Below are 21,498 nucleotides of genomic sequence, written 5' to 3' on the forward strand. Positions count from 1 at the left end.
GCGCTTATCAGGCCTACGCGGTTGGTAGGCCGGATAAAGCATTTATGCCGCCATCCGGCAGTTCAGGTTATTCCCAGAAATCACGCGCGGGATCGAGCACCGGGCGAATGATGCCCGCACGCACCGTAAAGTCACCGAAGCCTTCACCCGCTTCGCGCTCTTTCGCCCAGCGCCCGACCAGTTCGTCAACGGCGTCGAGAATTTCCGATTCCGTAATATTTTCGCGATACATACGCGGGATGCGCGTGCCCATGCGGTTACCGCCCAGATGTACGTTGTAGCGACCCGGTGCTTTACCCACCAGCCCCAGTTCCGCCAGCATCGCGCGGCCACAGCCGTTCGGGCAGCCGGTGACGCGCATCACGATATGCTCGTCAGGAATGCCATGCTTTTCCAGGATCGCTTCCACTTTGTCAGTGAATGACGGCAGGAAACGTTCGGCTTCGGCCATCGCCAGCGGACAGGTCGGGAACGACACGCAGGCCATCGAGTTTTCACGCTGCGGCTTCACTGCATTCATCAGCCCATGATCGCGCGCCAGCTTCTCTACCTTCGCTTTCTGGCTTTCCGGTACACCGGCAATAATCAGGTTCTGGTTAGCGGTAATGCGGAAATCGCCTTTGTGGATCTTCGCGATCTCCAGCAGCCCGGTTTTCAGCGGACGGCCCGGATAATCCAGAATACGACCGTTTTCAATAAACAGCGTCAGGTGCCAGTTATTGTCGATCCCTTTCACCCAACCAATGCGATCGCCACGACCGGTGAACTCGTACGGGCGGATCGGCTCAAACTTGATCCCCGCACGGCGCTCCACTTCCTCTTTGAACGTGTCGATACCAACGCGTTCAAGGGTGTATTTGGTTTTGGCATTTTTACGATCGGTACGGTTACCCCAGTCGCGCTGGGTCGTGACCACCGCTTCCGCCACCGCCAGGGTGTGCTCCAGCGGCAGGAAGCCGAATTCGCTCGCGGTACGGGCATAGGTTTTCTTGTTGCCGTGTTCGATTGAGAGACCGCCGCCGACCAGCAGGTTAAAACCGACCAGCTTGCCGTTTTCGGCAATCGCCACGAAGTTCATGTCGTTGGCGTGCAGATCGATATCGTTCTGCGGCGGGATCACCACCGTAGTTTTAAACTTACGCGGCAGATAAGTTGAACCGAGGATCGGCTCTTCGTCCGTCGTCGCGACTTTTTCCTGATCGAGCCAGATCTCTGCATAGGCGCGAGTACGCGGCAGCAGATGTTCGGAGATCTTTTTCGCCCACTCATAGGCTTGCGCGTGCAGCTCGGACTCATATGGGTTCGAGGTGCACAGCACGTTACGGTTCATGTCGTTGGCGGTCGCCAGTGCGTCCAGGCCAACGGAGTGCAGCATCTGGTGCACCGGCTTCACGTTCTTCTTCAGAATACCGTGGAACTGGAAGGTCTGACGGTTAGTCAGACGGATGCTGCCGTAAATGGTGTTATCCGCGGCAAATTTGTCGATGGCCTTCCACTGGGTTGGGGTGATCACCCCGCCCGGCAAACGACAGCGCAGCAGCATGGCGTGACGCGGCTCCAGCTTCTGCTCGGCACGTTCGGCGCGGATATCGCGGTCGTCCTGCTGGTACATGCCGTGGAAACGGATCAGCAGGAAGTTATCGCCGTGGAAGCCGCCGGTCAGGCCGTCGTTCAGGTCTTCCGCGATGGTGCCACGCAGGAAATTACTTTCACGCTTCATGCGCTCGGCGTCAGTCAGTTTGCCTTCGACCACTAAAGGCCCTGGGTATTTTTCGCTCATTAGTAGACATCTCGCTGATAACGGCGCTCAACGCGCAGCTCACTTAAAAATTCATCCGCCGCTTCGATGTCCATTGCACCGAATTCAGCAATCACTTCCAGCAATGCCTGCTCAACGTCTTTCGCCATGCGATTAGCGTCGCCGCAGACATAAATGTGGGCACCGTCATTGATCCAGCGCCACAGCTCTGCGCCCTGTTCGCGCAGTTTGTCTTGGACGTAGATTTTTTCTTTTTGATCGCGAGACCAGGCCAGATCGATTCGGCTCAGCACGCCCTCTTTTACATAGCGCTGCCATTCCACCTGATACAGGAAATCTTCGGTGAAATGCGGGTTGCCGAAGAACAACCAGTTCTTGCCTTCGGCGCCATCGGCAGCACGCTGCTGCATAAAGGCGCGGAACGGGGCAATACCGGTGCCCGGGCCAATCATAATCACCGGCGTCTGCGGGTTTGCCGGCAGGCGGAAGTTATCGTTGTGTTCAATGAACACGCGAACTTCACCTTCTTCTTCCACGCGATCGGCGAGGAAGCTGGACGCGCCGCCTGCGCGGGCGCGCCCTTCAATGTCATAACGCACGACGCCGACGGTCACGTGCACTTCACTTTCGACTTCCGCCTGTGCCGAGGCGATGGAGTAAAGGCGCGGGGTCAGCGGACGCAGCAGGCCGATTAACGCTTCGGCGTCGAGCTGTGCCGGGGAGAAGCGCACCATATCGACGATTGGCGTGGTCGCCGCATATTGCTGAAGCTGGGCTTTATCACCGACCAGCGGCAGCAGCGATTCACTGCGCGTTAAGGTGGCATAGTTTTCCACGATATTGGCAGTGTTGACCGTCAGCTCAAAGTGCCACTGCAGGGCTTCCGCCAGCGGCAGCGTTTTGCCATTAACCGTGACCGGTTCATCGCCCTTCAGCCACAGCAGTTCAACCAGCTCTTTGACCAGCGAGGGATCGTTCTGATACCACACGCCCAGCGCGTCGCCCGGCTGATAGCGCAGGCCGGAGTCACCGAGATCGATTTCGATATGACGGACATCTTTTTGCGAATCACGGCCGGTGATTTTCTGGTTCACCGAGAGCGATGCCGATAGCGGCGCTTCTTTGGTGTACGGGCTGGAGTGAACCTCATTGACCGCACCGCTTGCCACGGCCGCGACGGAAGACGCTGCTGGCGCACGGGCTTTTAGCACCTCAACCAGACGCTCGCGCCACTGCGCAGCCGCGGTCTGGTATTCGACGTCAGCATCGACGCGATCGAGCAAACGCTCGCCGCCCAATTCAGCCAGCTTGCTGTCGAAGTCTTTCCCCGCCTGGCAGAAGAACTCATAAGAGGTATCGCCCAGACCCAGCACCGCAAAGGCGGTATCGGTCAGCTTCGGCGCTTTTTTCGAGAACAGGAACTTCTGCAGCGCAACGGCCTCTTCCGGCGTTTCCCCTTCACCCTGCGTAGAGGTCACTATCACCAACAGCTTTTCTGACGCGATTTGTTTGAATTTATAATCCCCGGCGTTCACCAGGTTCACGTTCAGTTTGGCGGCCAGCAGATCGTCACGCAGCGCTTCGGCAACACGGCGCGCGTTGCCGGTTTGCGAGGCGGAAATCAGCGTGATGCTCGGGACTTCAGCGGCTACCGGCGCGGCTGTTGCGACCGCTGCGCCTGGCTGCTGGTTAAGCACGCCCCAAAAATAGCCGGAAACCCAGGCAAGCTGGGTCGGTGTTAAATCGGTAGTGGCGGCCTGTAAGCGCGCCAGCTGCTCCGGATTAAGCGGGAGCAAAGCTGAAGGGGGAGACTGTGTTGTCATGCGTCGTTATGTTCCAGTAGCAAAGCTGTTTCTAATCAGGAAAAACAAAACTGAATGTAAGGTTAACGACGACGATAATAACAATTAAAGAAGTGATAGAAATATCAAATAACCAAATGGACTAACCTGTTTTCCTGGTAGTTAATAGCGATAAAACAGATTTAATAACCAATTGATATAATTGAAAAATAATTATAACCATGACCAATATTTGCACGCATTGCCCGTTTAGCCGTTTTAGTTAATGCAGAAAAATGTGCATTCGGGTACTATGCGGCGTTTTTTTCCGCAAGACTGAGAGTTCATGATGTCCACCACACTGTTTAAAGATTTCACCTTCGAAGCCGCCCACCACCTGCCACATGTGCCAAAAGGGCATAAGTGCGGTCGCCTGCACGGCCATTCGTTTATGGTGCGTCTTGAGATTACCGGTGAAGTCGATCCCCATACTGGTTGGATCATGGATTTTGCCGAACTGAAAGCGGCGTTCAAACCGACCTACGATCGTCTGGATCACTACTATCTGAACGATATCCCTGGCCTGGAGAACCCGACCAGTGAAGTGCTGTCCCGCTGGATCTGGGAACAGGTTAAACCGGTTGTGCCGCTGCTGAGCGCGGTCATGGTTAAAGAAACCTGCACCGCTGGCTGCGTTTATCGCGGCGAGTAATTTCTCCCGCACGCGGGGAGCCGGTACACGACTCCCCCGCCTCGTCCACCATTTCCGCTATCATCCTCATTTCACTGATTTTTCATTCTGCGGCCTGCCGCGCGGAAAAATTGCCCACATCTGCCAGACTCATTAGGTTGGTAAATACATAATGAGGAAATAGGGATGAAGAAAACGTTTCTTGCGGTAGCGCTCTCTGCGCTGTGCATTGCCTCTGGCGCGAGCGCCGCGACAACGACCGAGGATGGGTATCAGCTTCAACAGGTGCTGGTGATGAGCCGTCACAACCTTCGTGCACCGCTTGCCACTAACGGCAGCGTGCTGCAACAGTCGACGCCAAACGCGTGGCCTACGTGGGAAGTTCCTGGCGGCCAGCTCACCACCAAGGGCGGCATTCTGGAAGTGTATATGGGGCACTATATGCGCGAGTGGCTGGCGCAGCAGGGTCTGGTCACCAGCGGAGAATGCCCGCCGCCGAACAGCGTTTATGCCTATGCCAATAGCCTGCAACGTACCGTCGCCACCGCTCAGTTCTTTATCAACGGCGCCTTCCCCGGCTGCGATATTGTGGTCCACCATCAAGAAAAAATGGGCACAATGGACCCTACGTTTAACCCAGTGATCACCAATGATTCTGACGCCTTCCGCGAAAAAGCGGTGCAGGCGATGGAAAAAGAGCGCCAGGGTAAACATCTGGACGAAAGCTTTAAACTGCTGTCGCAAATCATTCGCTATCAGGACTCTCCGTCCTGCAAAGAAAAACAGCAGTGCTCTCTGAGCGAAGCAAAAGACAGCTTTAGCGCTAACTACCAAAAAGAGCCGAGCGTGAAAGGCCCGCTGGCGGTGGGTAACTCGCTCGTCGATGCGTTTACGCTGCAATATTACGAAGGTTTCCCGCTGGATCAGGTGGCATGGGGTGAAATTAAAACGGATAAGCAGTGGCAACTGCTGTCGCAGCTGAAAAACGGCTACTAGGATAGCCTGTTTACCTCAACGGAAGTGGCGCAGAACGTCGCAAAACCGCTGGTAAAATATATCGATAATGCGCTGGTGACCGAGGCGGCAAAAGCGCCAAAAGTGACCGTATTAGTCGGCCATGATTCCAACATTGCTTCGCTGTTAACCGCGCTCGATTTCGACGCCTACACGCTTCCTGGCCAATATGAGCGTACGCCCATTGGCGGAAAAATCGTTTTCCAGCGCTGGCATGACGCAAAAGAAAATCGGGACTTAATGAAAATTGAGTACGTTTATCAGAGCACCGAACAGTTGCGTAATGCCGATAAGCTGACGCTGGAAACACCGCCACAGCGCGTCACGCTGGCGTTGAAAGGCTGCCCGGTGGATGCCAACGGTTTCTGTCCGATGGACCGTTTCTCGAAGCTGATGAATGAGGCCGCCAGGTAATAATCAGCAGGCCTGCTAAGCGCGTCACCATCGGGCACTACGGTGCAAATTGACCAGTGCCGGCGTCGCCTTATCCAGCCGACGAAAAAACCACGGGCGAGGCGGATTGCCCCTCGCCCTGGGTTAAGAACAGCGTCTTAGGCGATATTCAGATACTTATGCGTCTGCATCGATAAACGCCAGTTACGTGCGATACAGGTTTCAATGCACAGGCGCGTAGCGTCTTCTTTCTGGCTGATAGGCTGCAGGGCAATAATGCGGGGCTTATCGTCGGAGAGCGTCTCAAGCAGTTCGTCCAGCGCTTCGATGTCGCGCACGCGGCCTACCGGGTGCTTGATTTCATCGGCGCGGGCCAGCGCCTGCGACAGCACGTCGAAGCCGCCGCGCATATTCACTTTTGGTGAGACGGTAACCCAGGTACTGTGTGAACAGCGCACTTCATGCGTGCCGCTGGTTTCAATCTGGCAGCTGAAGCCATTCTGCTCGAGCATTGTGGTAAGCGGGGTCAGATCGTGAATACACGGTTCACCGCCGGTAATAACCACGTGGCGCGCCGTCCAGCCCTGGCGGCCAATAATCGCCAGCAGGTCTTCGCTACTTGCCGCGCCCCATTTATCGCTCTCTTTGGTTTTTGCCAGGATACTGAACAGAGAAACTTCCCGATCCTCGAGCTTCTCCCAGGTATGTTTAGTGTCACACCAGGCACAGCCTACCGGGCATCCCTGTAAACGAATAAAAATGGCGGGAACGCCAGTAAAATAACCTTCGCCCTGCAGGGTCTGGAACATCTCGTTAATCGGGTACTGCATCGTCAACTCTTCAATAGTGGTAAACCGTTATTATTGCATACTTCGCCCCAACGATCCCGCGCACTTCTTGCGCAACCGCGAGTACACGCCGCACGCCGCGCTTCTGATTAAAGATATCTTTTAAAACGACACGCCGCGAAAATGAATTAACTCCGTTGTCGAAACGTTGATTGTATTATTTTTCAATTTAACCATACCAACCATTATAAAACTTAGCCTGCAAACATTTCGCCACTAAAACCGGATAATTCATTTATTTCACAAAGAAAAAATGCCACTTTTGATGTAACAAATAATGTTTTAATTTACAACTCAGAAATAAATAAATTTACAATAAAATCAACAATATATAATTATAATTGATTTTTATTGAATTTTTACAAAGCGCGACTTGTCGAATGTAATCCACATTCATGCCGAGTCTTAAAATAAGCTTAAGACACGCCATAAAGCGGCCATTCTTTATTTAATCACCGTTTACTTTTCTCATCCTAGAATCCGCAAACCAACCCTGATGAGACAGTACTCATGAATACATTATTAGTGACGGGCGTTACCGGTTTTTTGGGTGGAGCGGCGCTGGAAGCGATCCTCAATGGCAATAACCATCCTCAATTACTGCTTTTAGTACGTGCTGAAAACGGTGCAGAGGCTGTCGCACGGGTGAAAGCAAACCTGCGCAAGTTCAATCTCAGCGAGGAGCAGCTCGCGGGTTTAAGCGAACGCAATATCCTGCTGGGCGATTTAGCCACACCGGAAGGGTTTCTTAATGACCCACGTCTGGCGCAGGTTACCCACGTGCTGAACTGTGCCGCCGTAGCGTCATTCGGTAACAACCCGCTGATCTGGAAGGTCAACGTGGAAGGTACGCTGAAGTTTGCCCAGCGCATGGCACAGGTAGAAGGCCTGCAGCGTTTTCTCCACGTTGGCACAGCGATGTCCTGCTCGCCGGAACCAGACTCTCTGGTAGCCGAGAGCGCCGCATTTCGCGAGCGCGCGGAACACCTCGTCGAGTACACCCATTCTAAATCGACCATTGAACAGCTGATGCAACAACAGTGCCCTGCGCTGCCGTTAGTTATTGCTCGCCCCTCAATCGTGGTGGGTCATACTCACCACGGCTGCCAGCCGTCCAGCAGCATCTTCTGGGTGTTTAGCATGGGGCTGATGCTGCAAAAATTTATGTGTTCAATGGAAGACCGCATCGACGTGATTCCGGTGGACTATTGCGCCAGCGCGCTGCTGATGCTGCTTCATTCACCGCTCGCACAGGGGGAAGTGGTGCACATCTCCGCCGGGGAAGAGAACAGCGTTCGTTTTGCCGACATTGACAGTGCGATGGCGACAGCGCTGGAGCAGGCACCGGTTGGCGACCGCTATGCGCAGGTAAGCTATGAGACGCTGGTGAAAATGCGCCGCGAGCTTAAAGGCATCTTCGGGCCCTGTAACGAGCGGCTGATGTTGAAAGCCATGCGGCTGTACGGCGCGTTCGCCACGCTGAACGTGCGCTTCAGCAACGATAAGCTGCTGAGCATGGGCATGCCCAAACCCCCTCGTTTTACCGACTATATCGATCGCTGCGTGCAGACAACCCGCGGGCTATCGATCCCTCAGCAGATGGCGGTCGATTTCAAATAAAAAAAATGCCAGCCCGAAGGCTGGCATTTTTATATCAGATAAAGACAGGATTACGCCTGGCCTTTGATCTCTTTACGACCGTTGTACGGAGCCTGTGCACCCAGCGCTTCTTCGATACGAATCAGCTGGTTGTATTTAGCAACGCGGTCAGAACGGCTCATAGAACCCGTTTTGATCTGGCCAGCAGCGGTACCAACAGCCAGGTCAGCGATGGTAGCGTCTTCAGTTTCGCCAGAACGGTGAGAGATGACAGCGGTGTAGCCAGCGTCTTTCGCCATTTTGATCGCAGCCAGAGTTTCGGTCAGAGAACCGATCTGGTTGAATTTGATCAGGATGGAGTTAACGATGCCTTTTTCGATGCCTTCTTTCAGGATCTTGGTGTTGGTTACGAACAGGTCGTCACCAACCAGCTGGATTTTGTCGCCCAGTACTTTAGTCTGGTATGCGAAACCATCCCAGTCAGACTCGTCCAGACCATCTTCGATGGACACGATCGGGTACTGTTTGGTCAGTTCTTCCAGGAAGTGAGTGAATTCTTCGGAGGTGAATGCTTTGTTGCCTTCGCCAGCCAGAACGTATTTACCGTCTTTGTAGAATTCAGACGCTGCACAGTCCATCGCCAGAGTGATGTCTTTGCCCAGCTCGTAGCCAGCTGCTTTAACCGCTTCAGCGATAACAGCCAGAGCTTCAGCGTTGGAGCCCAGGTTAGGAGCGTAGCCGCCTTCGTCACCAACAGCAGTGTTCATACCTTTAGCTTTCAGAACTTTAGCCAGGTTGTGGAACACTTCGGAACCCATACGTACGGCTTCTTTCAGGGATTTCGCGCCAACTGGCTGAATCATGAATTCCTGAATGTCGACGTTGTTGTCAGCGTGCTCGCCGCCGTTGATGATGTTCATCATCGGAACCGGCATGGAGTATTTGCCCGGAGTACCGTTCAGCTCAGCGATGTGAGCGTACAGCGGCAGGCCTTTAGCGGCAGCTGCTGCTTTGGCGTTTGCCAGAGAAACGGCCAGGATTGCGTTCGCGCCAAAGTTGGATTTGTTTTCAGTACCGTCCAGATCGATCATGATCTTGTCGATGCCAGCCTGATCTTTAGCATCTTTACCCAGCAGAGCCTGAGCAATCGGACCGTTAACAGCGGCAACCGCTTTCAGTACGCCTTTACCCATGAAACGGGATTTGTCGCCATCGCGCAGTTCCAGCGCTTCGCGGGAACCAGTAGAAGCACCTGACGGGGCAGCTGCCATACCGACGAAACCACCTTCCAGGTGTACTTCTGCTTCAACAGTCGGGTTACCACGGGAGTCGATGATTTCACGACCGATGATTTTAACGATTTTGGACATTAGGTTTTCCTCAGTACAAGTTAAACTAAAACTCCAGACAAACAACGCCCCTCGTGGGGCGCTGCCGTTCTAACTTTTTTTACTTCGCCTGGCGCTTCTGGTACTCGCCTGCGGCTTTCACAAAGCCAGCAAACAGCGGGTGCCCATCACGCGGCGTGGAAGTAAACTCCGGATGGAACTGACAAGCAACGAACCACGGGTGATTCGGTACTTCGATGATCTCGACCAACTGATCATCACCGGAACGGCCCGCAACGCGCAGACCTGCAGCTTCAATCTGTTTCAACAACATGTTGTTGACTTCATAGCGGTGACGGTGACGTTCAACGATAGTGGGTTCGCCGTACATCTGACGTACCAGGCTGTCATCGCTAAGCTGGCACTGCTGCGCGCCAAGGCGCATGGTGCCGCCGAGGTCGCTCTTTTCAGTACGAACTTCGACATTGCCTTCTTCATCACGCCATTCGGTAATGAGCGCCACAACCGGGTACTTACAGTCTGGCACAAATTCCGTGGAGTTGGCGTTGTCCATCCCCGCAACGTTGCGCGCAAACTCAATCAGCGCAACCTGCATACCCAGGCAGATGCCCAGATAAGGAATATTATTTTCACGCGCATAGCGCGCGGTCGCGATCTTACCTTCTACACCACGGTAGCCGAAGCCGCCAGGGATCAGGATAGCATCCAAATCTTTCAGAATTTCGACGCCGCGCGTTTCCACATCCTGCGAGTCAATCAGCTTGATGTTGACGCTAACGCGGTTTTTCAGACCACCGTGCTTCAGCGCTTCAATCACGGATTTGTAGGCGTCCGGCAGTTCAATGTACTTGCCGACCATACCAATCGTGACTTCGCCTGCCGGGTTCGCTTCTTCGTAGATAACCTGTTCCCATTCGGCCAGGTTTGCTTCCGGGCAGTTTAAGCTGAATCGTTTACAAATATAATCGTCCAGCCCCTGAGATTTCAACAGGCCTGGAATTTTATAAATGGAATCGACGTCTTTCATCGAAATAACCGCTTTTTCTGGCACATTACAGAACAATGCAATTTTTGCACGTTCGTTGGCCGGAACCGCGCGATCGGAGCGGCAGATCAGAATATCTGGCTGAATACCGATAGAAAGCAGTTCTTTGACGGAGTGCTGAGTCGGTTTAGTTTTCACTTCACCGGCAGCCGCCAGGTAAGGCACCAGAGTCAGGTGCATGAACAGCGCGTGTTCACGACCAATATCAACCGCCAGCTGACGAATCGCTTCCAGGAACGGCAGGGATTCGATATCACCTACGGTACCGCCGATTTCGACCAGTACCACGTCGTGACCTTCGCCACCGGCAAGGACACGCTCTTTAATGGCGTTGGTAATGTGAGGAATGACCTGTACGGTCGCGCCCAGATAGTCACCGCGGCGTTCTTTACGCAGAACGTCGGAGTAGATACGACCGGTCGTGAAGTTATTGCGGCGCGTCATTTTGGTGCGGATGAAACGCTCGTAGTGACCCAGGTCCAGGTCGGTTTCAGCGCCGTCTTCGGTAACGAACACTTCCCCGTGTTGGATCGGGCTCATGGTGCCTGGATCGACGTTGATGTACGGATCCAATTTCATCATGGTCACGTTGAGGCCACGGGCTTCAAGAATGGCTGCCAGGGAGGCTGCGGCAATGCCTTTACCCAGAGAGGATACGACCCCGCCGGTCACAAAAATATAGTTCGTTGTCATGCTGAACCTGAGAAGTTAGGGTGAAACGATGGAATAACCAAGACGGGAAAGTAGTATACCCGAACATGGCGAGCGCCACAAACTTTCATTCTCGCTCCTCAATCGCCGCAGAAACAAACATGGGGAGTGAGAAAATAGCCCCTTTTGGGTAAATGTTTTTGACGCAAATCAAGCGCTTGTCATTTAAGATTTCGCACTTTTCGCCCTTCCCCGCAAAAATTCTTTAGAGATCATGTTCCTGCTGCTTTACCTGCTGCCAAACTTCTTCCATCACATCGAGGTCTACGCCGGTCATTTCCAGGCCGCGCGCCGCGACAATTCGCTCCACTTCGCGGAAACGGCGTTCAAATTTTTCGTTGGCTTTTTGAAGCGCGGTCTCGGCTTTTACCCCTAAATGGCGAGACAGATTAACGGTCGCGAACAGCAGATCGCCCATCTCCTCTTCCAGTTTAGCCTCATCAACCACCGCCTGCCTGGCTTCGTCCATGACTTCGTCGATCTCTTCGTACACTTTGTCCAGCACCGGGCCCAGCGTCGTCCAGTCAAAGCCGACAGCCGAGCAGCGCTTCTGGATTTTGTGCGCTCGCATCAGGGCCGGGAAAGCGCGTGGAATGTCGTCCAGCGCAGAATGCTGCGCCTTTTCCGCGCGTTCGGCGGTTTTGATTTGCTCCCAGCGGGCCAGCACTTCCTGGCTGTTGCTGGCGCGCGCGTCGCCAAAAATATGCGGATGGCGGCGTTCCAGCTTGTCGCAGATGGCTGCGCAAATATCGTTGAAATCAAAGCGCCCTTCTTCCTGGGCCATCTGGGCGTAAAACACGACCTGGAATAGCAGGTCACCCAGCTCGCCGCGCAGGTCGTCAAAGTCTTCGCGCGCAATCGCATCGAGCACTTCGTATGTCTCTTCGAGGGTGTAAGGGGCAATAGAGCTGAACGTCTGCTCTTTGTCCCACGGGCAGCCGTTTTCCGGGTCGCGCAGGCGCTGCATGATGCCGAGCAGTCGGTCGATTTGAGTCATGTGACAATCCTGGAAATTTAAAAATAGCAGGCCGGATAAGGCATTTATGCCGCCATCCGGCGTGGTGAAATTGCCGGATGGCGGCTTCGCCTTATCCGGCCTACAGAAAGATTACCCGCCGTGCAGGCGGCGCGCGTCGATCACGTCCGGCACCTGATTGAGCTTGCCAAGCACGCGTCCCAACACCTGCAGGTTATAGATTTCAATCGTCATATCGATAGTTGCCATCTGCTGTTTGGTGTCGCTGCGGCTGGCAACGCCCAGCACGTTAACCTTCTCGTTGGCGAGAATCGTGGTGATATCACGCAGCAGGCCGCTGCGGTCGTTGGCCTGCACGCGAACCACCAGCGAGTAGCCCGCCGAGTAGCTTTCGCCCCAGACGGCATCAACGATACGCTCAGGGGCATGCGACTGCAGCTCCGCCAGCTGTTCACAGTCGGCGCGGTGTACGGAAATCCCGCGTCCCTGAGTAATAAAGCCAACAATCTCGTCGCCGGGAATCGGCTGGCAGCAGCGGGCAATGTGGTGCATCAGATTACCCACGCCTTCTACCACCACGCGGCCGTTATCTTTGCTGCGATTCTGCGGCGTGTAGGTTTTCTGCTGCAACTGCTTGAGCGCTGCCGCGTCCTGCTCGGCGGCGCTTGGTTTATTGAACTGCGCCTGCAGGAAGTTGACCATCTGGTTGAGGCGAATGTCGCCGCCGCCAATGGCCGCCAGCAGCTCTTCAACGTCGTTAAAGTTGTAGCGCGGCAGCAGGTGTTTTTCGGCTTCCTTGAGGCTGATCCCCAGCTGCGCCAGCTCGTCGTCGAGGATTTGTCGACCGGCCAGCACGTTCTTGTCTTTGTCCTGTTTGCGGAACCAGGCGTGGATTTTTGAACGCCCGCGGCTGGTCGTTACGTAGCCCAGGTTCGGGTTCAGCCAGTCGCGGCTCGGGTTCGGCTGCTTCTGGGTGATGATTTCAATCTGATCGCCCATCTGTAGCTGGTAGGTAAACGGCACAATACGCCCGCCAATTTTCGCGCCAATGCAGCGGTGACCGACGTCGCTGTGAATGTGGTAGGCAAAGTCCAGCGGCGTTGATCCCGCCGGCAGATCCACCACGTCACCTTTTGGCGTAAACACGTAAACGCGGTCATCAAAGACCTGGCTGCGCACTTCGTCGAGCATTTCGCCCGAGTCAGCCATTTCTTCCTGCCACGCAATCAGCTTACGCAGCCAGGCAATACGATCTTCATGGCCGGAGCGTGGCCCGCTGGCAGTACCTTCTTTGTACTTCCAGTGCGCGGCGACACCCAGCTCGGCATCTTCATGCATCTGTTTAGTACGAATCTGGATCTCAACCGTTTTGCCACCCGGCCCCAGTACTACGGTATGGATAGACTGATAACCGTTGGGTTTTGGGTTAGCCACGTAGTCGTCGAACTCATCAGGGAGGTGGCGATAGTGAGTGTGCACTATCCCCAACGCGGCGTAGCAGTCCTGTAAACGCTCGGCGACGATGCGCACCGCGCGCACGTCAAACAGCTCGTCGAAGGCGAGGTGTTTTTTCTGCATTTTGCGCCAGATGCTGTAGATATGCTTCGGACGGCCATAAACCTCGGCCTTCACCCCTTCGGTTTTCATTTCGCTGCGCAGGTGGCCGACAAACTCATTGATGTAATGTTCGCGGTCGATGCGGCGCTCGTGCAGCAGTTTGGCAATGCGCTTGTACTCGGCCGGGTGCAGGTAGCGGAAGCAGTAATCCTCCAGCTCCCATTTCAGTTGGCCAATGCCGAGACGGTTGGCGAGCGGAGCGTAGATGTTGGTACACTCTTTCGCCGCCAGCACGCGTTCATCTTCCGGCGCGTCTTTCACTTCGCGCAGGTGAGCAATGCGCTCGGCGAGCTTAATCACCACGCAGCGAAAATCATCGACCATGGCCAGCAGCATGCGGCGCACGTTGTCGACCTGTTCGGAGGATACCGCGTCGGTATGCGTCGCCTTCAGCTGACGAATCGCCGCCATATCGCGCACGCCGTGAATCAGGGTAACAACCGATTTTCCGGCGCTCTCGCTGAGCACTTCTTCACTCACCACGTTAGCGTCGACTAACGGGAACAGCAGCGCCGCACGCAGCGTGTCGTTATCCATACTCAGCGTGGAGAGGATCTCGACCATCTCAACCCCGCGCCAAAGCATCAGCTCGGCGTCATCGCGCCCTACGGTCTGTCGGCGACAATAATCCCAGGTCTCGGCTAAGCGTTCACACGACTGCTGGCTGGAAATTCCCAGACTTGCGATCCATTTCTGTGGGTCAAACTCACCAGCTTTATTGAGATGTGCACTTCTTACCGCAACCATTGTCCTCTCCTTTCAGGGACCGGCCTGTCGAAGTCGACAAGCCACCGTTATTACCGACGCTCAAACAGCACCATAGATTCCTGGTGCCCAGTGTGCGGGAACATATCAAGCATTGCCAGACGCTGAATTTGGTAACCCGCACTCAGCAACGCCTCGCTATCGCGCGCAAGTGTAGCCGGGTTGCAGGACACGTACACCACCCGCGTCGGCGCTAATTTTATAACATGCTGCATCACGCCCGGTGCGCCAGCACGGGCAGGATCGAGTAAAACTTTGTCAAAACCATGCTTCGCCCAGCTCTGACGGGTGACGTCGTCCTCCAGATTCTCATGGAAGAAAGTGACATTTTCGAGATGATTCTGCGCGGCGTTCTCACGCCCCTTCGCCACCAGCGCCGGAACGCCTTCTACCCCGACGACGCTCGCCGCACGCTTCGCCAGCGGCAGCGTAAAGTTACCCATACCGCAGAACAGATCCAGCACTCGGTCTGTGGGCTGTACATCCAGCCATGCTAATGCCGTGGCCACCATCTGCTGGTTTACGCCGTCGTTCACCTGAATAAAATCACGCGGGCTGAAGGTTAAGCGTAGACCGTCTGAAGAATACCAGGGGGCTTCACCGGTAACGCGTTCAAGTATCTCGCTTTCCGGCGCCAGATACAGCGCCACGCCGGAAGAATGCGAAAAGCGTTCCAGTTTTTCTTTATCGTCGTCGCTCAGCGCCGCGGTGTGGCGCAGCACCATCAACGCGCCGTTGTCCGCGCCCACCAGCTCCACATGTCCGAGCTGACGTTGCCCCTTCAGGTTACTCAGGCATTCACGCACCGCCGGCAGCAGCGCCTCAAGAGCGGGCACCAAAACGGGGCATTGCACCACATCGATAATATCGTTCGAATTCGCCTTGCGAAAACCCATCTGCAACTGTTGGGTCTTCGGCTGATAATTCAAGCTCAGACGCGCACGGCGGCGGTATCCCCAGGCGTCACCGGCGATAACCTCATCAACCTCATGCTTCATTAAACGATTAAGCGCCGAGCGCTTGCTGCGCTGTTGTAGTGCAACCGCAGCATGCTGCTGCTGGCAGCCGCCACAGACGCCAAAGTGCGGGCAGCGCGGCAAAACGCGCTCCGGGCTGTCGTTCAGACGACGTTTGACCTGGCCGCGCGCATACTGTTTTTTATCTTCCGTGAGGGTAATTTCAGCCCGTTCTTCTGGAAGTAAGCCATTGATGAATAATGCTTTACCGTTGTGGCGCGCCACACCTTGCCCAAAGGGATCAAGATCGCTGACTGTCACGGTTATGATCTGACGCGTCGTCACGCGCCGTTTTGCAGAGTAGAATTGCGCCATCGTAGAGATTTTTCTCAATCAAATATATTGCCCTGATTCTCCCACAACGGACCTCCATGACCAACTACAGCCTGCGTGCAAGAATGATGATTTTGATCCTGGCGCCGACCGTACTTATCGGTTTACTGCTCAGCATCTTCTTCGTCGTACACCGCTATAACGACCTGCAGCGTCAACTGGAAGACGCCGGCGCGAGTATTATCGAGCCGCTTGCCGTCTCCAGTGAATACGGTATGAACTTACAAAACCGTGAATCGATCGGTCAGTTGATAAGCGTACTTCACCGCCGCCATTCCGATATCGTGCGGGCCATTTCAGTTTATGATGAACACAACAAGCTGTTTGTCACCTCGAACTATCAGTTGGACCCCGGCGAGCTTCAGCTGCCGCGCGGTATGCCTTTCCCGCGAAGGCTAAGCGTGACGCGCCACGGCGATATCATGATTCTGCGAACGCCGATTATTTCCGAGCACTACTCGCCGGATGAGTCGCCGCAGTCAGATGCGAAAACCCCGGTCAATATGCTGGGCTACGTCGCGCTGGAGCTGGACCTCAAATCCGTGCGTCTCCAGCAGTACAAAGAGATCTTCATCTCCAGCGTGATGATGTTGTTCTGTATCGGCATTGCGTTAATCTTCGGCTGGCGATTGATGCAGGACGTGACCGGGCCGATTCGCAACATGGTGAATACCGTTGACCGTATCCGTCGTGGGCAGCTCGACAGCCGCGTTGAAGGCTTTATGCTCGGCGAACTGGATATGCTGAAAAACGGCATCAACTCGATGGCCATGTCGCTGGCGGCCTACCATGAGGAGATGCAGCACAACGTCGACCAGGCCACCTCGGACCTGCGCGAAACGCTGGAGCAGATGGAGATTCAGAACGTCGAGCTGGATCTGGCCAAGAAACGCGCCCAGGAAGCGGCGCGCATCAAGTCTGAATTCCTGGCGAACATGTCGCATGAGCTGCGCACGCCGCTGAACGGCGTGATTGGCTTTACTCGCCTGACGCTCAAAACCGAGCTGAACCCGACCCAGCGCGATCACCTCAATACCATTGAACGATCGGCCAACAACCTGCTGGCGATCATCAACGACGTGCTGGACTTCTCGAAGCTCGAGGCCGGTAAACTGCTGCTGGAAAGCATCCCGTTCCCGCTGCGCAATTCGCTGGATGAAGTGGTCACGCTGCTGGCGCACTCGGCGCACGATAAAGGTCTGGAGCTGACGCTAAACATTAAAAATGACGTGCCGGACAACGTCATCGGCGATCCGCTGCGTCTTCAGCAGGTGATCACCAACCTGGTCGGCAACGCCATCAAGTTCACCGAGAACGGCAATATTGACGTACTGGTCGAACAGCGCGCCGTCAGCAATAACAAAGTGCAGATTGAAGTCCAAATCCGCGATACCGGCATCGGCATTCCGGAGCGCGATCAATCGCGGCTGTTCCAGGCCTTCCGCCAGGCCGATGCCAGCATCTCCCGCCGCCACGGCGGCACCGGGCTGGGGCTGGTTATCACCCAGAAGCTGGTGCGCGAGATGGGCGGTGATATCTCCTTCCACAGCCAGCCAAACCGCGGTTCGACCTTCTGGTTTAACATCAATCTCGATCTCAATCCGAACGTGATCGCCGACGGGCCCGATACCCGCAGCCTGGCAGGCAAACGTATCGCCTACGTCGAGGCTAACGCCGCCGCCGCGCAGGCGACGCTGGATATTCTGGCCTCAACGCCGCTGGAGGTGGTGTACGCGGTGAGCATTGCCGCCCTGCCCGCCGAGTTCTACGATATTCTGCTGGTTGCCGTACCGGTGTCGGTACGCGACCTCGCAATCCACCGCGATAAGCTGAACGCCGCGCTGGGGATGACCGATCATCTGGTGCTGGCGCTACCGTGCCACGCACAGGTCGACGCTGAGTCGCTTAAACAGAACGGTGCGGCGGCCTGCCTGCTGAAACCGCTGACCTCAACCCGCCTGCTGCCGGTGCTGCTGGAGTTCAACCACGTCACGTCGTCAACGATAGCGCTGCCAACCAGCGAACATCGCCTGCCAATGACGGTGATGGCCGTAGACGATAACCCGGCGAACCTGAAGCTCATCGGCGCGCTGCTTGACGATCAGGTGCAGCACGTCGAGCTGTGTGAAAGCGGTCAGCAGGCGGTTGAGTGCGCCAGACAGATGAAGTTCGATCTGATTCTGATGGATATTCAGATGCCGGATATCGACGGTATTCGCGCCTGTGAGCTGATTCGCCAGCTTCCGCACCAGCAGCAGACGCCGGTGATTGCCGTCACCGCCCACGCGCTGGCTGGGCAAAAAGAGAAGCTCATGGCCGCCGGCATGAATGACTATCTGGCCAAACCGATTGAAGAAAACCGGCTGCACGACCTGCTGCTACGCTACAAACCCGGCCTGAACACTCCGCCGCGCCCGCTGCAAATGGAGCCGATAGAACCGCCGGTGGATCTTAACGCCACGCTGGACTGGCAGCTGGCGCTGCGTCAGGCAGCCTACAAGCCAGACCTGGCGCGCGAAATGCTGCACATGCTGATCGCCTTCCTGCCGGAAGTCCGTAACAAAGTTGAGGAACAGCTGGTCGGTGAAGAGCCGGAAAATCTGGTCGATACCATTCATAAACTGCACGGCAGCTGCGGCTATAGCGGCGTGCCGCGTCTGAAGCATCTGTGTTATCTGATTGAAAGCCAGCTGCGCGGCGGCACCCCGGCAGAGGAGCTGGAGCCTGAACTGCTGGAGCTGCTTGATGAAATGGATAACGTCACGCGCGAAACAAAGAAAATGCTGGGTTAGCGCAAACAGGGCGGCCTGATAAGCACCGCGCCATCAGGCCGCCCGGCGCACATTGCCGGATGGCGGCGTTGCCTTATCCGGCCTACAGAGACTGCCCAATCTTGATGACTGCGGCAATATTCCTCGCCGCCATCCGTACGTTTGCTCCCGCTTCCGCCAGCGCGTCGTCCAGCGAACAAATGCGATACAGCACGCTAAACACGGCATCAAGACCATGCTGATGTACCACGCCAACGTCTGCCGTCAGGCTGCCCGCAATACCAATCACCGGGATCCGGTGGCGCTTAGCCACCCGCGCAACCCCCACAGGGACTTTGCCGTGGATGGTCTGGCTGTCGATACGCCCTTCACCGGTAATGACCAGATCCGCATCCGCCAGCAGCGCATCAAGGTGCAGCGCTTCGGTGACAATATCAATCCCCGGACGCAGCTGTGCGCCGCAAAAAGCGTACAGCGCGGCGCCCATTCCCCCCGCGGCACCACCGCCTTCCAGAGTCAGCACGTCGAGCCCTAAGTCGTCGGCAATATGCCGGGCATAATGTGCCAGCGCGTGGTCAAGCTGGGCGACCATCTCCGGCGTGGCGCCCTTCTGTGGGCCAAAGATGGCCGATGCGCCTTCTTCACCAATCAGCGGGTTCGTCACATCACAGGCTACGTCAATCCGACAGCGCGCCAGGCGTTTATCCAGCCCGCTGATATCGATTTTCGCTAACGTCGCCAGCGCCGCGCCGCCGGGGGCGAGCGGCTGACCGTCGGCGGTCAACAGTTTCGCCCCCAGCGCCTGAACCATGCCAGCGCCACCGTCATTGGTCGCGCTACCGCCGATGCCGATAATGATCCACGTCACGCCAAGATCCAGCGCATGGCGGATCAGCTCACCGGTTCCCCATGAGGTGGTCTTAAGCGGATTACGTGCTGCGGGCGGAAGCAGCGCCAGCCCGCTGGCGGCGGCCATCTCGATAAATGCACAGCGCTCATCGCCGGAGATACCGTAAAAGCCCGCCACCGGCTCGCCAAGCGGGCCGGTCACCGTCACCTGCACCACGCGGCCTTGGGTGGCAGCCACCATCGCTTCCACCGTGCCTTCACCGCCGTCGGCAACCGGCACCTTGATATACTCGGCATCGGGGTATATCGCCCGAAATCCGTCCTCAATGGCGCTGGCCACCTCAAGGGCGCTCAGGCTTTCCTTGTACGAATCAGGGGCAATCACAATCTTCATAAGCAGTCCTTGTACGAAGTAGCGGCTGTAAGCTTAGCGCACCATGCAGGGACGTTTATTATCAAACGTCCAGTTTGGGATCAGATACTGCATGCCTATCGCATCGTCGCGAGCCCCCAGGCCGTGCTTTTGGTACAGCGCGTTGGCCTGCATCACCCGGTCCATGTCCAGCTCAACGCCCAGCCCTGGCTTATCGGGCACCTGCACTTTGCCGCCCGCAATGACCAGCGGCTGTTTCGTCAGACGCTGGTTGCCCTCTTGCCAGATCCAGTGAGTATCAATGGCGGTAATGTTTCCCGGCGCAGCGGCGGCCACGTGGGTGAACATCGCCAGAGAAATATCAAAGTGGTTGTTTGAGTGAGAACCCCAGGTAAGACCAAACTCATGGCACAGCTGCGCCACGCGCACCGAGCCCTGCATCGTCCAGAAGTGCGGGTCCGCCAGCGGGATATCGACCGACTGAAGTGCCAGCGTGTGCCCCATCTGCCGCCAGTCGGTGGCAATCATATTGGTGGCGGTCGGCAGGCCGGTTGCCCGACGGAACTCGGCCATCACCTCACGGCCGGAAAAACCCTGTTCAGCGCCGCACGGATCTTCCGCATACGCCAGCGTCCCCTTCAGATATTTGCCGATCCGAATCGCTTCATCCAGCGACCACGCGCCGTTCGGATCCAGCGTCACGCGCGCCTGCGGGAAACGCCTGGCCAGCGCCACGATAGACTCGGCCTCTTCCTCCCCGGCCATTACGCCACCCTTCAGCTTGAAGTCATTGAAACCGTATTTTTCATAGGCCGCTTCCGCCAGGCGCACCACCGCATCGGGAGTCATCGCCTCCTCATGACGCAGCCGGTACCACGCGCAGTCGTCGTCAGGTTGGCTCTGGTACGGCAGCGGCGTTGCCTTACGATCGCCGATAAAGAACAGGTAGCCCAACATCTGCACTTCGCTACGCTGCTGCCCGTCGCCCAATAGCGTCGCGACGTTCACGCCCAGATGCTGCCCAAGGAGGTCCAGCATGGCCGCTTCAATAGCGGTCACAACGTGGATCGTGGTGCGTAAATCAAAGGTTTGCAGGCCCCGACCGCTGGCATCACGGTCAGCAAAAACGGCGCGCACGCGGTTAAGGACGTTTTTGTATTCCCCGAGCGTCTTCCCGACCACCAGCGGCACGGCCTCTTCCAGCGTGGAGCGAATCTTCTCGCCGCCGGGAATTTCCCCCACGCCCGTATGCCCTGCGTTATCCTGAATAATCACAATATTGCGGGTAAAGAACGGCGCATGGGCGCCGCTCAGGTTCATCAGCATGCTGTCATGCCCGGCTACCGGAATGACCTGCATGGCCGTTACCACGGGCGTGGAAGAGTGAATCGTCATGGTTAAATCCTTGTCTACTGAAATGACGGCCGAAAGCAGGACATCGTCCGGCCCGACGCGTCGGAGCGAGAAATCTCGCGATCGTCAAAATGATGCTAAACGCAGTATAGGAACAGGCGAGCGACAGCTCATCGTGCATATGCACAATATTAGAGGGGAAATTTCTTCAATAGTGTGGCCGATCAACAAATAGCAACCGGTACGACGCCGTCG

Annotated in this window: 13 protein-coding genes and 1 pseudogene; 4 read left to right on the top strand and 10 right to left on the bottom strand. The window is 56.0% G+C overall.

The annotated features are described in order from the left end of the window. Nucleotides 1-67: 67 nt before the first annotated feature. Together cysI and cysJ are read right to left on the bottom strand one after the other, a co-directional pair. The gene (gene cysI, locus V6942_RS07405) at nucleotides 68-1,780 is read right to left on the bottom strand and encodes an assimilatory sulfite reductase (NADPH) hemoprotein subunit (RefSeq protein WP_106926051.1); all 1,713 of its coding nucleotides are present in this window, start codon (nucleotides 1,778-1,780) and stop codon (nucleotides 68-70) included. Beyond that, nucleotides 1,780-3,582 carry an NADPH-dependent assimilatory sulfite reductase flavoprotein subunit gene (cysJ, locus tag V6942_RS07410; RefSeq protein WP_333501044.1) on the bottom strand — a complete coding sequence of 601 codons (1,803 nt, stop codon included), beginning with the start codon at nucleotides 3,580-3,582 and terminating at the stop codon, nucleotides 1,780-1,782. Before cysJ ends, cysI begins: the two co-directional genes overlap by 1 nt. Nucleotides 3,583-3,886: 304 nt before the next feature. Here cysJ and queD point away from each other — a divergent pair, with 304 nt between their 5' ends. Together queD and agp are read left to right on the top strand one after the other, a co-directional pair. Further along, entirely contained in the window at nucleotides 3,887-4,252 is a 366-nt protein-coding gene (queD, locus tag V6942_RS07415; protein WP_181357981.1) for a 6-carboxytetrahydropterin synthase QueD, read from the top strand. Between the two features lie 165 nt (nucleotides 4,253-4,417). Beyond that, nucleotides 4,418-5,659 (top strand): annotated as a pseudogene (gene agp / locus V6942_RS07420) (bifunctional glucose-1-phosphatase/inositol phosphatase). A gap of 137 nt (nucleotides 5,660-5,796) precedes the next feature. On the opposite strand, the gene queE reads toward agp, so the two are convergent. Next, nucleotides 5,797-6,468, bottom strand: a complete 672-nt coding sequence (queE, locus tag V6942_RS07425; protein ID WP_106926045.1) for a 7-carboxy-7-deazaguanine synthase QueE — start codon at nucleotides 6,466-6,468, stop codon at nucleotides 5,797-5,799. 528 nt (nucleotides 6,469-6,996) lie between these two features. On the opposite strand from queE, the gene V6942_RS07430 reads away from it, so the two are divergent. Continuing rightward, nucleotides 6,997-8,106 carry an SDR family oxidoreductase gene (locus V6942_RS07430; protein ID WP_106926043.1) on the top strand — a complete coding sequence of 370 codons (1,110 nt, stop codon included), beginning with the start codon at nucleotides 6,997-6,999 and terminating at the stop codon, nucleotides 8,104-8,106. Nucleotides 8,107-8,156: 50 nt separating this feature from the next. On the opposite strand, the gene eno is transcribed toward V6942_RS07430, so the two are convergent. The 5 genes from eno to rlmD form a co-directional block, all read right to left on the bottom strand. After that, nucleotides 8,157-9,455 (bottom strand): phosphopyruvate hydratase, encoded by a 1,299-nt coding sequence (gene eno, locus V6942_RS07435; RefSeq protein ID WP_106926041.1) that lies wholly within the window; start codon nucleotides 9,453-9,455, stop codon nucleotides 8,157-8,159. Nucleotides 9,456-9,534: 79 nt separating this feature from the next. Next, the gene (gene pyrG, locus V6942_RS07440; RefSeq protein ID WP_106926039.1) at nucleotides 9,535-11,172 is read right to left on the bottom strand and encodes a glutamine hydrolyzing CTP synthase; all 1,638 of its coding nucleotides are present in this window, start codon (nucleotides 11,170-11,172) and stop codon (nucleotides 9,535-9,537) included. Nucleotides 11,173-11,395: 223 nt separating this feature from the next. Beyond that, the gene (mazG, locus tag V6942_RS07445) at nucleotides 11,396-12,187 is read right to left on the bottom strand and encodes a nucleoside triphosphate pyrophosphohydrolase (RefSeq protein WP_106926037.1); all 792 of its coding nucleotides are present in this window, start codon (nucleotides 12,185-12,187) and stop codon (nucleotides 11,396-11,398) included. Between the two features lie 111 nt (nucleotides 12,188-12,298). After that, entirely contained in the window at nucleotides 12,299-14,530 is a 2,232-nt protein-coding gene (gene relA, locus V6942_RS07450; protein WP_106926035.1) for a GTP diphosphokinase, read from the bottom strand. Between the two features lie 50 nt (nucleotides 14,531-14,580). Then, nucleotides 14,581-15,879, bottom strand: a complete 1,299-nt coding sequence (rlmD, locus tag V6942_RS07455) for a 23S rRNA (uracil(1939)-C(5))-methyltransferase RlmD (protein WP_333501045.1) — start codon at nucleotides 15,877-15,879, stop codon at nucleotides 14,581-14,583. Nucleotides 15,880-15,935: 56 nt separating this feature from the next. Between rlmD and barA the strand changes: the two genes are divergently transcribed. Beyond that, a complete protein-coding gene (gene barA / locus V6942_RS07460) occupies nucleotides 15,936-18,689 on the top strand; it encodes a two-component sensor histidine kinase BarA (protein WP_182967164.1) in 2,754 nt (917 codons plus the stop codon). A gap of 82 nt (nucleotides 18,690-18,771) precedes the next feature. On the opposite strand, the gene V6942_RS07465 is transcribed toward barA, so the two are convergent. After that, nucleotides 18,772-19,911 carry a glycerate kinase gene (locus tag V6942_RS07465; protein ID WP_106926029.1) on the bottom strand — a complete coding sequence of 380 codons (1,140 nt, stop codon included), beginning with the start codon at nucleotides 19,909-19,911 and terminating at the stop codon, nucleotides 18,772-18,774. A gap of 33 nt (nucleotides 19,912-19,944) precedes the next feature. Further along, nucleotides 19,945-21,285: a glucarate dehydratase gene (gudD, locus tag V6942_RS07470; RefSeq protein ID WP_106926027.1), complete on the bottom strand. Its 1,341-nt coding sequence runs from the start codon at nucleotides 21,283-21,285 to the stop codon at nucleotides 19,945-19,947. Between the last annotated feature and the right edge of the window lie 213 nt (nucleotides 21,286-21,498).

The sequence above is a fragment of the Kluyvera genomosp. 2 genome, assembly GCF_036759865.1.
GTDB classification, from domain to species: domain Bacteria; phylum Pseudomonadota; class Gammaproteobacteria; order Enterobacterales; family Enterobacteriaceae; genus Kluyvera; species Kluyvera ascorbata_B.

Excerpts from the sequence above, each read along its gene's own strand:
- cysI (WP_106926051.1), bottom strand. The coding sequence starts at position 1,780 with ATGAGCGAAAAATACCCAGGGCCTTTAGTGGTCGAAGGCAAACTGACT.
- cysJ (WP_333501044.1), bottom strand. The coding sequence starts at position 3,582 with ATGACAACACAGTCTCCCCCTTCAGCTTTGCTCCCGCTTAATCCGGAG.
- queD (WP_181357981.1), top strand. The coding sequence starts at position 3,887 with ATGATGTCCACCACACTGTTTAAAGATTTCACCTTCGAAGCCGCCCAC.
- queE (WP_106926045.1), bottom strand. The coding sequence starts at position 6,468 with ATGCAGTACCCGATTAACGAGATGTTCCAGACCCTGCAGGGCGAAGGT.
- V6942_RS07430 (WP_106926043.1), top strand. The coding sequence starts at position 6,997 with ATGAATACATTATTAGTGACGGGCGTTACCGGTTTTTTGGGTGGAGCG.
- eno (WP_106926041.1), bottom strand. The coding sequence starts at position 9,455 with ATGTCCAAAATCGTTAAAATCATCGGTCGTGAAATCATCGACTCCCGT.
- pyrG (WP_106926039.1), bottom strand. The coding sequence starts at position 11,172 with ATGACAACGAACTATATTTTTGTGACCGGCGGGGTCGTATCCTCTCTG.
- mazG (WP_106926037.1), bottom strand. The coding sequence starts at position 12,187 with ATGACTCAAATCGACCGACTGCTCGGCATCATGCAGCGCCTGCGCGAC.
- relA (WP_106926035.1), bottom strand. The coding sequence starts at position 14,530 with ATGGTTGCGGTAAGAAGTGCACATCTCAATAAAGCTGGTGAGTTTGAC.
- rlmD (WP_333501045.1), bottom strand. The coding sequence starts at position 15,879 with ATGGCGCAATTCTACTCTGCAAAACGGCGCGTGACGACGCGTCAGATC.
- barA (WP_182967164.1), top strand. The coding sequence starts at position 15,936 with ATGACCAACTACAGCCTGCGTGCAAGAATGATGATTTTGATCCTGGCG.
- V6942_RS07465 (WP_106926029.1), bottom strand. The coding sequence starts at position 19,911 with ATGAAGATTGTGATTGCCCCTGATTCGTACAAGGAAAGCCTGAGCGCC.
- gudD (WP_106926027.1), bottom strand. The coding sequence starts at position 21,285 with ATGACGATTCACTCTTCCACGCCCGTGGTAACGGCCATGCAGGTCATT.